General features: G+C 43.0%; 18 protein-coding genes and 1 pseudogene. 8 read left to right on the top strand and 11 right to left on the bottom strand.

The window, feature by feature from the left end:
• Positions 1-98 precede the first annotated feature (98 nt).
• Both AO382_RS10930 and AO382_RS00080 read right to left on the bottom strand, forming a co-directional pair.
• Positions 99-293 carry a zinc ribbon domain-containing protein gene (locus AO382_RS10930; protein ID WP_081261310.1) on the bottom strand — a complete coding sequence of 65 codons (195 nt, stop codon included), beginning with the start codon at positions 291-293 and terminating at the stop codon, positions 99-101.
• Between the two features lie 12 nt (positions 294-305).
• Complete coding sequence (locus AO382_RS00080) at positions 306-1,226, bottom strand: transposase (protein WP_227513583.1); 921 nt, start codon at positions 1,224-1,226, stop codon at positions 306-308.
• 55 nt (positions 1,227-1,281) lie between these two features.
• Between AO382_RS00080 and tnpA the strand changes: the two are divergent.
• Positions 1,282-1,524, top strand: a pseudogene (gene tnpA / locus AO382_RS11385) (IS200/IS605 family transposase); the annotation flags it as partial.
• Positions 1,525-1,601: 77 nt separating this feature from the next.
• Here the strand turns inward: tnpA and AO382_RS00075 are convergent.
• The 3 genes from AO382_RS00075 to sodA all read right to left on the bottom strand — a co-directional run bounded on the left by AO382_RS00075 (position 1,602) and on the right by sodA (position 3,894).
• Positions 1,602-2,150 carry a hypothetical protein gene (locus tag AO382_RS00075; RefSeq protein WP_064617139.1) on the bottom strand — a complete coding sequence of 183 codons (549 nt, stop codon included), beginning with the start codon at positions 2,148-2,150 and terminating at the stop codon, positions 1,602-1,604.
• Between the two features lie 228 nt (positions 2,151-2,378).
• Positions 2,379-3,146, bottom strand: coding sequence for an alpha-ketoglutarate-dependent dioxygenase AlkB family protein (locus AO382_RS00070; protein ID WP_064617135.1), 768 nt, complete (start codon positions 3,144-3,146; stop codon positions 2,379-2,381).
• Between the two features lie 130 nt (positions 3,147-3,276).
• Complete coding sequence (gene sodA, locus AO382_RS00065) at positions 3,277-3,894, bottom strand: superoxide dismutase [Mn] (RefSeq protein ID WP_064610593.1); 618 nt, start codon at positions 3,892-3,894, stop codon at positions 3,277-3,279.
• A gap of 288 nt (positions 3,895-4,182) precedes the next feature.
• Here sodA and AO382_RS00060 point away from each other — a divergent pair, with 288 nt between their 5' ends.
• The 5 genes from AO382_RS00060 (at position 4,183) to AO382_RS00040 (ending at position 8,742) form a co-directional block, all read left to right on the top strand.
• Entirely contained in the window at positions 4,183-4,893 is a 711-nt protein-coding gene (locus AO382_RS00060) for an FFLEELY motif protein (protein ID WP_064610594.1), read from the top strand.
• Positions 4,894-5,041: 148 nt separating this feature from the next.
• Positions 5,042-5,899, top strand: a complete 858-nt coding sequence (gene ubiE / locus AO382_RS00055) for a bifunctional demethylmenaquinone methyltransferase/2-methoxy-6-polyprenyl-1,4-benzoquinol methylase UbiE (RefSeq protein ID WP_064617132.1) — start codon at positions 5,042-5,044, stop codon at positions 5,897-5,899.
• Positions 5,896-6,543: a hypothetical protein gene (locus tag AO382_RS00050; protein WP_227513582.1), complete on the top strand. Its 648-nt coding sequence runs from the start codon at positions 5,896-5,898 to the stop codon at positions 6,541-6,543. Before ubiE ends, AO382_RS00050 begins: the two co-directional genes overlap by 4 nt.
• Before the next feature lie 12 nt (positions 6,544-6,555).
• On the top strand, positions 6,556-8,196 hold the full coding sequence (locus AO382_RS00045; protein WP_064617131.1) for an ABC1 kinase family protein: 1,641 nt from the start codon (positions 6,556-6,558) through the stop codon (positions 8,194-8,196).
• Between the two features lie 39 nt (positions 8,197-8,235).
• Positions 8,236-8,742, top strand: a complete 507-nt coding sequence (locus AO382_RS00040) for an adenine phosphoribosyltransferase (RefSeq protein ID WP_064617130.1) — start codon at positions 8,236-8,238, stop codon at positions 8,740-8,742.
• A gap of 109 nt (positions 8,743-8,851) precedes the next feature.
• Here the strand turns inward: AO382_RS00040 and AO382_RS00035 are convergent, their stop codons facing one another.
• Both AO382_RS00035 and AO382_RS00030 read right to left on the bottom strand, forming a co-directional pair.
• Positions 8,852-9,142, bottom strand: coding sequence for a YeaC family protein (locus tag AO382_RS00035; protein ID WP_064610598.1), 291 nt, complete (start codon positions 9,140-9,142; stop codon positions 8,852-8,854).
• Between the two features lie 15 nt (positions 9,143-9,157).
• Positions 9,158-10,132, bottom strand: a complete 975-nt coding sequence (locus AO382_RS00030) for an NAD(+) kinase (RefSeq protein ID WP_049236224.1) — start codon at positions 10,130-10,132, stop codon at positions 9,158-9,160.
• A 185-nt stretch (positions 10,133-10,317) separates the two neighbouring features.
• On the opposite strand from AO382_RS00030, the gene AO382_RS00025 reads away from it, so the two are divergent.
• Positions 10,318-11,040, top strand: a complete 723-nt coding sequence (locus tag AO382_RS00025; RefSeq protein ID WP_064610599.1) for a Bax inhibitor-1/YccA family membrane protein — start codon at positions 10,318-10,320, stop codon at positions 11,038-11,040.
• Positions 11,041-11,104: 64 nt separating this feature from the next.
• On the opposite strand, the gene AO382_RS00020 is transcribed toward AO382_RS00025, so the two are convergent.
• Entirely contained in the window at positions 11,105-11,638 is a 534-nt protein-coding gene (locus AO382_RS00020) for a hemerythrin domain-containing protein (protein ID WP_162270564.1), read from the bottom strand.
• A gap of 52 nt (positions 11,639-11,690) precedes the next feature.
• Positions 11,691-11,924: a DUF896 domain-containing protein gene (locus AO382_RS00015; protein ID WP_064617127.1), complete on the bottom strand. Its 234-nt coding sequence runs from the start codon at positions 11,922-11,924 to the stop codon at positions 11,691-11,693.
• A gap of 148 nt (positions 11,925-12,072) precedes the next feature.
• Between AO382_RS00015 and AO382_RS00010 the strand changes: the two genes are divergently transcribed.
• Entirely contained in the window at positions 12,073-12,411 is a 339-nt protein-coding gene (locus tag AO382_RS00010) for a winged helix-turn-helix transcriptional regulator (RefSeq protein ID WP_277620511.1), read from the top strand.
• 192 nt (positions 12,412-12,603) lie between these two features.
• Here the strand turns inward: AO382_RS00010 and AO382_RS10925 are convergent, their stop codons facing one another.
• A complete protein-coding gene (locus AO382_RS10925) occupies positions 12,604-12,798 on the bottom strand; it encodes a zinc ribbon domain-containing protein (protein ID WP_081261310.1) in 195 nt (64 codons plus the stop codon).
• A 12-nt stretch (positions 12,799-12,810) separates the two neighbouring features.
• A partial coding sequence (locus AO382_RS00005) for an RNA-guided endonuclease InsQ/TnpB family protein (RefSeq protein ID WP_227513581.1) occupies positions 12,811-13,483 on the bottom strand: 673 nt, incomplete at its 5' end.

The raw sequence follows: 13,483 nt of genomic DNA, 5'->3' as shown, positions 1-13,483 counted from the left end.
GGGGGAATCTTTGCGACCCATAACAACCTAAGCTTAGATTGAGTTGCTATCTTTCGCCAGTACACTTACGCTGATAAGTATTATACTGAGGGAACTCTTTATACAACACTAAGTCCTAGTGCATCAGCTAACGCTTGCTTGCGTATATTGTTTGCGGCATTGGTATCACGGTTATGCTGTGTTTGACAGCTAGGACACGTCCAATGCCTGACTGACAACGGCAGACTGTCTAATTTGTGATGACAATGCGAGCAAATTTTAGAACTGGCAAAGAACCGATTTACTTTTAGAATGTTTTTGCCATACTAATTTGCCTTGTAAGTAAGCAAGGTAACAAATTGCCCTAAGCCCACATCATGAATCGCTTTGGCAAGTTTTCGGTTTTTTACCATGTTTTTGACACCCAAATCTTCAAGTGCATAGCTTGTTGCTTGGTTTTCACAGATGAGGCTATGCGTGATTTTGTGGTGTATGTCTAAACGCTGGTTGCGTACTTTTTCATGAATACGAGCGGCGGCTAACTTTTGCTTTTGATGGTTTTTACTTTGTTTTTGTTTGCGAGCAAAGATTTTTTGTTGTATCGCAAGTCTTTGACTGGCTTTGGCTAAATGTTTTGGGTTATCAAATTTGCTGCCGTCTGATAAGTTAAGTAAGTGGCTGATGCCTAAGTCAATACCAACAGTTAGGCTAGGCTCTATTGTGGTGGGTGTTGGTACAACTTCATTGTTTTCTACTAAAATACTTGCATGGTATTTGCCTGTGGCTGTCTTAGTGATGGTAACTGTTTTGATATTGCCAACAAATTCACGGCTAAATACGGTTTTGATGCCTTTGGTTTTGGGTAGGTTGATGATGCCTTGTTTAAAATTTATGGTGCAATGTTGGGGACATTGATAACTTCGCTGTGGGATTTTTTTAGATTTAAAGCGTGGAAACTTGGTACGACTTTTGAAGAAATTGGTAAAGGCGGTATAGACATTTAGCAAGGCATTTAGTAACGATTGGCTATTAACTTCGTTTAGCCATGCAAACTTGCCTGTTTTCTTTTTCTTGACGAGCTGACTTTGGATTTGGGTACGAGATAACGACTTGCCAAAGATTTTGTAATATCTATTTTGTAATGCCAATACCCAATTATAAACAAAACGAACACAACCAAAGTGTTGTTCAAACGCTATGGCTTGTTGTTGGTTTGGGTAAATTCTGTATTTGTAGGCTTTGAGCATGGCTTGTTAGTTGAGTGAATGTAGTTATAATTTAGCGTAAACCCTACTTAGTGTCAATCTTAGTGTCAATCATGTGCATTTACTGCTTGATATGCACCCCAATATCATGCCAAGTAAGTTTATCAATAATCTAAAAACAGTGACTAGCCGACTAATGAGAAAGGAATTTGCAAAGCATTTAGCTTACTTTTACTGGAAACCTGTACTTTGGACTAGGGCGTATTGTTTGCTAACGACTGGTGGTGCTACCGTTGACACCATTAGACAGTATATCGAAAAACAAGAACGCCCTGATTAGGGCATCAGTGCTTACATCTCCACCTAAATCAAAGATTATAGGTGGAGATGTAAGCAGGATAAGTTAAAGGCGATTTTTTAAAGACGACTTGCAACTTTACCAGTTTTGATATGCACAGGTATAAATTGATCGCTAAACCCTTCTGATGGATAAAAATCAATACACAGCTTATAATCTGGATGGGCAGAGTCTCCGCCAACATACATCCAGCTATATGGCGACAAACTGGTATCATCACCCTGAGTACAGACGCGATTACTATTTTTATTAAAGACTATCTTGCCTGCCTTATTATCATTTAGCGAATTTTGAATCGCATAAGGCATTACAAAAACTTGCTTTTTAACTGGATCGATTGCAACAAAACTGGTGTTATATATCTTGGCTAAGACATATTTATTCGCAAAATTGATATCTTTGGTGCCAAACTTTTTATAAGTAGCTACTGCTTGGTGATTACAAAAATCCCTATTCAAATCTTCTTTAACATTATCCTTACCTTCAATTTCTGCTGGTTTGCAGATATCCACAGAATAGCCCTGGGTTTTACCACTATTAGCGTGTGCAACCATTGAAATAGCAGCACCAAATATTCCAACACACGTTGTCAAATAAATCGATTTCATTCTCCCTCCATCGTCGCTCAAGATAACAATTGATGTCTATTAACAGGTAATGCGTTGTCAAGTATAAGTATGATGAGGTTATCATGACAACCACTGTCTGCTCGCATTCTTGGATACACCCATTAATTATTAAAGTTTAAAATTATTATAACAAAAGTGTTATGGCTAAACATATCCGCACAGCAATTTTTACCCTCTCATTGTTTGATAAAGATAAGGACAAATAGCTTAATCAGATGGATTTTTAATATTTCTAAAAGTCAGGTTTATCCGACTGCTTAGTATCTTTTTTTGCCTAGGAACGCTGTGTTGCCAAAAATGCTGCAACTGACCTGCCATCACCAAAATACTCCCATGATGTAAAAGTAGTTCAAGCTTGAGTGTATGATTGTCACATAAACGCAGTAAAAACCGCCGAGACTCACCAAAATTTACCGAAGCAATCAAGGGGTTGTTACCCAATTCTTTTTCATCATCTTTATGCCAGCTGATATAATCTTCACCTGAGCGATACCAGTTCATCAATACACTGTTAAATCGTCTTTTACATATTTTTCCAAGCTCATCATTGAGCATGAGCAATCGGTCTGTCCATGAATTTGGGTTTAGGGTGATGCCAGAATAAGTATAAGAGCAATCATTATCGCCATACCATGCTGAGATGCGTGGCAGCTTGTGTACTTTACCATACATTTTGATGGTGTCTTGTCGCCAATGAATGTTGGTAAACTGCACCATATTCAAATCAGTATGATGCCAGTCGTGCGCGCGGTGATTGATCGGCTTACCACCGATTTGACTTGCTAAGAAATAATCCAAATATGCATCCGCTGTCTGCTCATCAAAATAATGCGGGGCGTAGTATAGCCGACCATAAGGAACAATAATAACAATGCCTTTACCATCTTCATGGCGATGGGCATCAAACGGTGTATCCACAAACCTCCCCTGACAAATCAAAGCATCCAAGTCAGGCGTAGTATCAAAAAGTTGCATGAATAATCACCCATGAGGTAGCAAACGGACAAATTTATCAATTACTTAATAAAAAGAAATAAGCCATAACTGACCGTTATGGCTTATTTTGTTTGAGCAGTTTATATCATCATAACTGCCGATTTTTTTATTATTTGGCTGAATCGAAGCGCTTTTGTGCTTCGTCCCAGTTGACCACTTCCCAAAAAGCTTTGATATAATCTGGGCGTTTATTTTGGTATTTTAGATAATAAGCATGTTCCCACACATCCAAACCAATGATAGGATATCCCTTGCAGCCTGCGACCGCTTCACCCATCAATGGGCTATCTTGGTTGGCGGTCGAGACAACTTTTAGCGAACCTTCATCAAGCACTAACCACGCCCAACCTGAACCAAAACGGCTGGCAGCGGCTTTTTCAAACTGCTCTTGGAATGCTTCAACAGAACCAAAATCTCTCACGATGGCATCTTTTAACGATCCGCCTAAAGTCGTGCCTGTTTTTAAAATGGTCCAAAATAGGCTATGGTTGGCATGACCACCAGCATTATTTCTGACGCCTGTTCTTTTGTCTGCTGGGATTTCATCCAAATTTGCGATAACCTCTTCAGCAGATTTATCCGCCCACTGAGTACCTTCAAGCAGACCATTGGCGTTATTAACATAAGCTTGATGGTGGCGTGAATGGTGAATTTCCATCGTTTCTTTGTCAAAATGTGGCTCTAGTGCATCGTAGCTGTAGCCCAACTCTGGTAGAGTGAATGCCATTGCAATTTTCCTTCTTTTGTGGGTTATAAGTCTCAATATAACTAAATATGATAGGACAAATCATAAAATCATCGTCCACTATCACTATAAAGCCATCATGGGATAAATTCAAGCAAATTTACAAATTTCACAGTAATTTCATAATCGAGTAAGTTTTGGTCAAGTCACCCTTGTTTGCTGTGATTAGCCATCGAATAATCGTCAGCTTTTGGCTGCAAAATCCCCAAACTCAGCCAAAAACTGCTAAAATACCAACACACTCTTCACACTTACTATCAAGCCCAAGCTATGACACACATTCAAACACTGGTCAATCAAATCCATCATTATTATCGCCTACCGCACCACACAGACACCAAGCTATCGGCTGCGTTAGATACCATTCAAGCATGGCAACGCGATCGCATTCATCGCGCCAATACGCCTTTGTTTAATCATCCAAAAACCGCACCGCTTGCCCATTATTTGATCGACCGCATCTATAATCATGCGACATTTGACACCATCGCCGAGCAGCTATTAACCGCAGGTAACAATGCCCTAAACGGCTCAGGCAAATTAGAAAAACTTGTACCAAAAAATGCGCTGTCGGCAGGCTTGGTCAGCGTGTCGGCTGCTATCACTGCCATGGAGTTAGACCTTGAGCTTGCCAAGGCTTATCTTGAGCATTTTGATGGGCAGCCTTTGGATGATGAGCTGATGGGCGCACTGTATCGAAAAGTCGATGCCAAAGATGCCAGAGTTGCCCAAATTGCTGAAGTTGGGCAAGTGTGCCACACCTGTTATCAAAGCTTTAATTCTTATTTTTTGTATAAAGCCTTTAAGCTTGCCAAATCCACCGCCTATAATAACGGCTACCAAGCGCTGTATGACTTTATTCATGATGGCTTAAGCGCCATTCAAGCCATTGATAAAATTGAGCATTTTAGTACGCCATTCATCGAAACCGAAACCCAAATTATCGAAAAAATTCACGCCCAAATGCCGATTTTTGATTAGATTTTATTGATTAATTATTTATATAATAAAGACATTAAGCGGATAAATTGGGTAAAAATTTGGTAAAATTTACCCAAAAATCCCTAAAAATGGTGTATTATAAACCATAGCATTGACATATTTTTGAAAATTATTTGAGCGGATCAGCATGACAACCAATCACCAAAACGACCAATTCACCAACCCAAATATCCTACCCACTGGCACCCCACAAGGTCAAAGTGAGCTACAACGCCCCCAAGGCAAAACGTCAGTCGATGACGAGACCACACATTTTGGCTATCAAACAGTGCATAAATCTGAAAAACAAGCCAAGGTTGCTGAAGTTTTTACCTCTGTTGCACGCAAATATGATGTAATGAATGACTTGATGAGCTTTGGTATTCATCGCCTATGGAAGCGCTATGCCATCAGCTTATCAGGCGTTAGAAGCGGTCAAAGCGTTCTTGATATCGCAGGGGGCACAGGCGATTTGGCGAAGGTATTTAGCCGCGAAGTAGGACGCTCTGGGCGCGTGGTGCTCTCTGATATTAATGAAGCGATGCTTGAAGTGGGGCGTACTCGCTTGATCAATGCAGGCTGTAATAATGTTGACTTTGTGCTAGCCAATGCTGAGACGCTTGAGCCTTTTGAAGATAACTCATTTGATTTGGTGACGATCAGCTTTGGTCTGCGTAATGTTACGGATAAAGATAAGGCACTGGCTGCCATGCACCGCGTCCTAAAACCAGGTGGTCGCCTGCTTGTGCTTGAGTTTTCAAAGCCTGTGTTTGAGCCACTGTCCAAGGCTTATGATTTGTATTCATTCACCGCTCTGCCAATCATGGGTAAAATTGTCGCCAATGATGCCGAAAGCTATCAATATCTCGCCGAGTCGATTCGCATGCATCCTGATCAAAAAACCCTCAAGCAGATGATGGAAAATGCCGGCTTTATCAATTGTGATTATCATAACTTAACAGGCGGAATTGTCGCTGTCCATCGCGGATTTAAGGCGCGTTCATGAATATGATTGGTGTGCTGTCGCTTGCGATGGGCGAAAAACTGATTAATACAGCCATCAGCTCAGATCCATTGGTAAAATCTGATCTCAAAAACTTATCAGGCAAGACCTTGCGCGTGATCATGCGGTCGCCAAGCTTGTCAATTGACATACTGTTTGGTGATGAGCGGGTGCGTTTTGAGCCTGTTTTAGAGCAGATTTTTGAGCCGCAAGGCAGCGCACCTGCTTTGCCTGATTGCACTTTGAGTGTGGATAACCCAAGCCATCTGATCTCACTGATCAAGCATCCGATGGGCAATATCCCTGTACGCGGTGATCATCAAGTGTTGATGCACGCCAAAACGATGTTTGAGCAATTTCATCCTGATTTTTGGATGCAGATTGAAGGACTGATCGGACCTGACGCTACCAGTCATTTATATCTCTTAGGTAAAGAAATCACGCCCCTGTTTTCGCCTGCGGTGCAGATGGTCAAAAACTCGTTGGAGCACCTAATCGCAGGCGCCGCCAATCATGATTTGATCGATCAAGACATTCACCACAAAAAACAAGAGCTGTTACGTCTTCAAAGTGAGATTGAGCGCAATCAAGCCAAATTAGAAGAAATTCAAAACGCCCTTAAGCAAAACAATTCAAAAAACCCTTAATCGACCACTGATATGCTCATCTCTCACCGCAAACGCCTGTTGTCGTTATACCGCATCGCAGCCAAACATCGTCTGGATACGCATTTTGCCGATGTGCCAGAATTTGCTCCCATCGCTCGTCTGCTTCGCGCGCATCCTGCCAGCTTCGGTCGCTCGCATCAGCCTTTGGGTGTCAAGCTTGCTCTTGAAGAAATGGGGACACTGTTTTTAAAGCTTGGTCAGCTGTTATCCACCCGCTCGGATCTCTTACCGCCGCAGATCATCGCGCAGCTGTCCTTACTCCAAGATAAGGTCGCCCCATTCGATGCCAAGACAGCCATTGCTGCCATTGAAGATGCTAAGCATGGATTAGGTCGTCCGATTGGTGAGCTGTTTGCACGTTTTGATGAGATTCCTTTGGCGGCAGCCAGTGTTGCACAGGTGCACACCGCCGCATTACATGATGGGCGCGAAGTAGTCGTCAAGGTTGTGCGTCCCAACATCAAAGAAGGCATCATTTCAGATTTTGAGCTGCTGCGTCAAATGGCAGCATGGGCATCTGCCCGCCTTGAGGCAGCACGCGCTGTTCATCTGATCGACGTGGTCGAGGATTATCGTCAAATTATGCTCAATGAGCTGGATTTGACGCTTGAAGCCGCCAACAGCACCAAGATGCGTGATAATTTTACTGGCTCTCGGCTGATCTATGTGCCAGAGGTGTACGCAGCCGCTAAGCAAGTGATGGTATCTGAGCGTGTCTTTGGTGTGCCGATCTCACAGACTGACTTATTTGATGCTCTTGGCTATGACCGAGCCGTGCTCGCCGAAAAAGGCTTGACGATATTTTTTACCCAAGTATTTCGCGATAACTTTTTTCATGCCGACATGCATCCAGGCAATATCTTTGTTGAGACCATGCCTGATGGAAGCGCTGTCGCTGAGCCGCGCTACATCGGTCTGGACTGCGCCATCATGGGTGAGCTATCCAAAGAAGATCAGCTCATCGTCGCACGCATGCTATTATCGGTGATGAATGGTAATTACACAGCACTCGTTGATATCATCTCACAGGCAGGCTGGATCCCACCATCAGCAGATAAACACGCCCTAATCCGCGATATGAGCCGCACAGTCTCACCAATGGTGCTAAAGCCGATTGATGAAATTGACTTTGCAGGTGTGCTGTTTGAGATTTTATCCATCGCGCGTCGTCATCGTATGAGCATCCCGCCGCAGCTTATGCTACTACTGAAGACCTTAGTCCATGTTGAAGGGCTGGGACGTGAGCTATATCCTGATTTGGATATTTGGTCACTTGCCAAGCCGATCTTGACCAGCTGGGTCAAATCCCAGCTCGATCCTGTCAAAAACATGCAGGACATTCAAGCCCATCTGCCTGAGATTTTATTATCGTCAACAGATTTGCCTAAGATGCTACATCAAAGCCTTCAAAGTCTAGCGACCTCAGGCGCGCATCAAGATGCCATATTGCGTGAGCTGCAGTCAATCCGAGCAGATGGGCTAAATGAGCGTCGCCATGATTGGATTGCTTTGGCAGGGTTTGTGATCATGCTTGGTATGGCGTGGTGGTCAGCACTGGCCATTCACTTGTATGTGGCGCCGTTGTTTTTTGTGTTGGCGCTAGGATTTGTTTTGTGGCGCGTACTGCTATAACTGATTGATATAAATATAAAAAAATATAAAAGGAAATTTATGAGCCAAGATCTTTGGGCGCATGTTCGCACTGTTCCAGATTTTCCAAAGGCGGGTATTGAATTTTATGACATCAGCCCCCTGCTAAATCAACACCTAAATCAGCTGATTGACGCATTAATTCATGCGCTGCCAAGCGAAATACTGGTGGATACTGAGGCATTTGTTGCGATTGAGTCTCGCGGATTTGTGCTTGCAAGCCTTTTGGCCACCCGCCTCGATAAAGGCTTGATTCTCATCAGAAAGGCAGGCAAACTTCCTCCCCCTGTTCATCGCGAAAGCTATGGTTTGGAATATGGCAGTGATACGCTTGAAATCAGCTGCGATCTTGATCCTGCTAATGTCTTACTGGTAGATGACGTGCTTGCCACTGGCGGTACTTTGGTGGCTGCTGACAAGCTATGCAAAGCGGTGGGCTTAACCACCCTTGGATCATTGGTATTACTGGATTTGACTGAGCTACATGGTGATTTAGGTTTGGACTATTGGAGTGTTTTAAGCAAATAACTTTCCATCAACAAAATCCCACCAAAATCTTAACTATAAAAACTGCCTGTATGACGATGCAGGCAGTTTTTAGTTCAGGGTTTATCTAGTCAGCCGTTTGGTAGCAAATTTATTGCTTAAATTTTATCGCCTGCTCGGCATTGGGGTAGTGATGATCATGCTCAACATCACATTCTTCACCCACCACAGAGCCATCTTCTTTTATAGGTCTATGAATATAGCCTGTACGCTCAGTGACAGGCAAATATTCATGCTCCCAAACCATGACTGCCTGCATGCAGGTTTGGCGCTGCGCATCAGTGAGCTTCTCACCATTCTCCCAACGACCAATCTCAATGGCAGTACGAAATTTGTCAACAATTTCAGGAGTGAGACTATTAAGAATATCTTGTTTATTCATCAGTGATTTTTCCAATTATTTATCAAGTGAAAACTCTTCACTATATAAATTCCAATGCAGTTTTGTGCGGCAGGCTTCATAAAAACTATAACTGTTTGGATGTAATAATAAAAGCGTCTTATCGTGCTTAGCGATCATGAGCGTTTGACCATTATCCAGCGGCGCCGACGCCTTACCATCAGCGCCAACCATCGGCTGCGTGCGGTTGTCTTTATGAATATTAATCATAATTTGGCTGCTACCAGCAACGACAAGCGGACGGCTAGACAGCGTGTGTGGATGCATCGGCACCAGACAAATCGCATCCAAAGTTGGGTGAATAATAGGACCTCCTGCCGATAATGCATAGGCAGTCGAACCAGTCGGTGTCGCCACGATCAGACCATCGGCATGCTGGCGATACACTTCGTTATTATTAATTTTTAGTTTAAAATCGATGGTATGTACCGACTTGCCTGCATGTAGCACAATGTCATTGAGCGCCACATCTTCATGAATGATTTGATCGGTAGGATTGCCATTAATGTCATTTTGAACAATTTTAAACTTAATTAAAAAGCGTTCAACAAGCCAATACTGCCCATCAAGCACTTGGATGACTTTTTCGGTCAGCTCATCAGGATTGACATCTGCCAAAAATCCCAATCTACCACGATTAATCCCCAAAACTGGCACATCTGTACCTGCCATCACAGATGCAGCCTGAAGCATTGAGCCATCACCACCCACAACGATGACCAAATCACAGTGTTCGCCCATTTTTTGACGCGGTACAATCTTAAGAGTCACCCCGTCAATTTGATCAAAGTCAATCAACATACCATCAATCGCCGCCGTCTCTGTATCGATGATGATCGATAGCTGGCGGCTCTGTAGCAGATTGATGAGCTCATTCAAGGTCTCTACAATACTGGCTTTGCCTGCACGCCCCATGACGCCGATGCGCTGAAATGGTGGGCGTTTTGGGTGATTGTTGATAAAATTTGACATGGCTTAGTTTGATCACAAATAATGCGTATCATACCAAAAAAACGCCTATAAGCACAACAAACGAGCCAAGCTTTGCGATTAATTTTTTTTATACACAAAGTAGTGTGTGATTAACTTGACAAATTTACTTGGTTTTAAGATAATCGGTGCTAGTTTTATATTTTATTAATTTTTAAGGAATGACTATGGCTAATCCAATCGTCAGCCGCACTACGCTCATGACTGGCGCCGTCGCCATGAGTGTGCGCGGTGTTGTGGCTAAGACGGCATTTTTGCTGAGCTTGGCAGCTGTTTCAGGATTTGGCGTATTTTTCTATGCGCTATCCATCAATTTATCGTCATCGCTATTATATGGCATGGCATTGATTTCACTATTTGCTGGCATGGGTTTGGGATTGGCAAGCGCCATGAAGCCACACCTTGCCAAATCTCTTGCCATACCATACGCACTGACTGAAGGGGTGCTGCTTGGTGCATTTAGTCTGATCATGTATCGCTATTATCCTACGGTACCGCTATCAGCACTGTCGGCGACATTCATCACCGCTGCCGTCATGCTAACCCTTTATGTGACAGGCGCAATCAAAGTCACCGAAAAATTCCGCTCTATCATCATGTCTGCGATGATTGCAATCGGTATTTTGTATTTGGTGCAATTAGGCTTTCGCTTATTTGGCTCAAGCCTGCCGCTTTTATTTGATGGCGGTATGATTGCCATTGGGTTTAGTATTTTTGTGATTTTTATTGCGTCGTTTAGCTTATTGCTTGATTTTGATAATGTCGAAAAAGGCACGGCGTTTGGCGTCGCGCGTGAATATGAGTGGGTGTATAGCATCGGTATTTTATCGACATTGGTTTGGATGTACATCGAATTTCTGCGTTTGATTGGTTACTTACAAGGTGACTAATTATCGCATCAAAAAACCCGCTAGTGATTAGCGGGTTTTTTATCGGCTGTCATGAATTAAAAAGTTAATAACCCAAACCCATGATCGGCACAACCAAATATTCTTCGTCGGACAGATGTCGATACAGCCATTGACCGCTGTCAGCCATCGCTTTGGCAAGTTTTTCAGCTAACGCCATATCTGCCGCTTCAGCTTGACGAAGCTTAGCGATCAAAGCGCGGATATCATGTATCTGCGCTTTGATCGTGTGATGATCATTATCCAAAATGGCAAATCCGCGCGCAAGCTTGGGATGATTTTTGCGCATTCTTGGAAAGATGTGCAAATCTTCTCGTTCGTGGCGCCCTGTCAGATTTTGGTATTGGGTACTGGTTTCTCGCAGCAGCCGCTGCTTGTAACGATCCCACTGCATACGCCCTTCCAAAAATTCAGTATTGATATAGTTAAGCTCTTTTTGACCACGTCTGAGACTAAAATGCCCACCAAGCCAACTTGAAGCAGGATGATGACTGGGCAATTGATCCCACGTCTCAGGCGGCATCAGCTCATGTAAGTACAAAAGTTCGCTGTCAAGCAAGCTATGTTTATGAGCAGGCATAAATTGGGCCATCATCTTCTCCTAAATTGGTGTGGCAATAGGGCTTTCCGGATTAATTGACCAATGCGCTGTGTTTTTGGGCATCGCGAAGCTTGGTTGGGGTTACATCATTGTCTGCTTCATCCAGTAGCGTCACTGTGCCAAGTGAGTTTAGCACTTGACCACGGATTTGTGCCAAATAACGCTGTCTTAGCTCATCGCGTTCGGTCAACTCATCTTGGGTTAAGCCAGCGGTTTTTGTGATGTGCGCCAATTCGTTGATACGATCCAGTTCTACAATACGCATCATTTTCTCCTAATTACTGCCTTTGTTCAGATTTTACTAGGTATTTTATTGATATAAGTGTATTATAAGATGTACATAGTATTTTACAAGTACGCATATTTTTTATACTATAAATTATTTAATAAATAATTAAATTATGATAAAAGAAATGAATTATGAGACTTACTGCCCTGTGGTGACCACCCTAGACATCATCGGCGGCAAATGGAAAGTGCTGATTTTATATCATCTTAGCCAAGAGACACGCCGATTTAATGAGCTTCAGCGTAGGCTTGGGGCTGTCACCCAACGGATGCTGACTTTACAGCTCAGAGAGCTTGAGCGTGATGGCATCGTACACCGCGAAGTGTACAATCAAGTACCGCCCAAGGTGGAGTACTCATTGACTGACTTTGGGCGCACACTGCTGCCTGTCATCGAAGCGATGCACGACTGGGGGCAAACTTATGCCAAGACATCTTGGATGCACCAAACAGCCAAAACATAAAACCTGCGCTCATCAAGGCGCAGGTTGAGTTGGGGGCTATATTCAGGCGTTAGTATTGACATACTCCCACCACCAAACCTAGCGGTTATAGCGGGGGGGAATCTTTGCGACCCATAACAACCTAAGCTTAGATTGAGTTGCTATCTTTCGCCAGTACACTTACGCTGATAAGTATTATACTGAGGGAACTCTTTATACAACACTAAGTCCTAGTGCATCAGCTAACGCTTGCTTGCGTATATTGTTTGCGGCATTGGTATCACGGTTATGCTGTGTTTGACAGCTAGGACACGTCCAATGCCTGACTGACAACGGCAGACTGTCTAATTTGTGATGACAATGCGAGCAAATTTTAGAACTGGCAAAGAACCGATTTACTTTTAGAATGTTTTTGCCATACTAATTTGCCTTGTAAGTAAGCAAGGTAACAAATTGCCCTAAGCCCACATCATGAATCGCTTTGGCAAGTTTTCGGTTTTTTACCATGTTTTTGACACCCAAATCTTCAAGTGCATAGCTTGTTGCTTGGTTTTCACAGATGAGGCTATGCGTGATTTTGTGGTGTATGTCTAAACGCTGGTTGCGTACTTTTTCATGAATACGAGCGGCGGCTAACTTTTGCTTTTGATGGTTTTTACTTTGTTTTTGTTTGCGAGCAAAGATTTTTTGTTGTATCGCAAGTCTTTGACTGGCTTTGGCTAAATGTTTTGGGTTATCAAATTTGCTGCCGTCTGATAAGTTAAGTAAGTGGCTGATGCCTAAGTCAATACCAACAGTTAGGCTAGGCTCTATTGTGGTGGGTGTTGGTACAACTTCATTGTTTTCTACTAAAATACTTGCATGGTATTTGCCTGTGGCTGTCTTAGTGATGGTAACTGTTTTGATATTGCCAACAAATTCACGGCTAAATACGGTTTTGATGCCTTTGGTTTTGGGTAGGTTGATGATGCCTTGTTTAAAATTTATGGTGCAATGTTGGGGACATTGATAACTTCGCTGTGGGATTTTTTTAGATTTAAAGCGTGGAAACTTGGTACGACTTTTGAAGAAATTGGTAAAGGCGGTATAGACA

The organism is Moraxella catarrhalis (assembly GCF_001656295.1).
GTDB lineage: Bacteria > Pseudomonadota > Gammaproteobacteria > Pseudomonadales > Moraxellaceae > Moraxella > Moraxella veridica.
The sequence above is the reverse complement of the archived record's forward strand: the minus strand, read 5'-3'. Positions and strand labels throughout refer to the sequence as shown.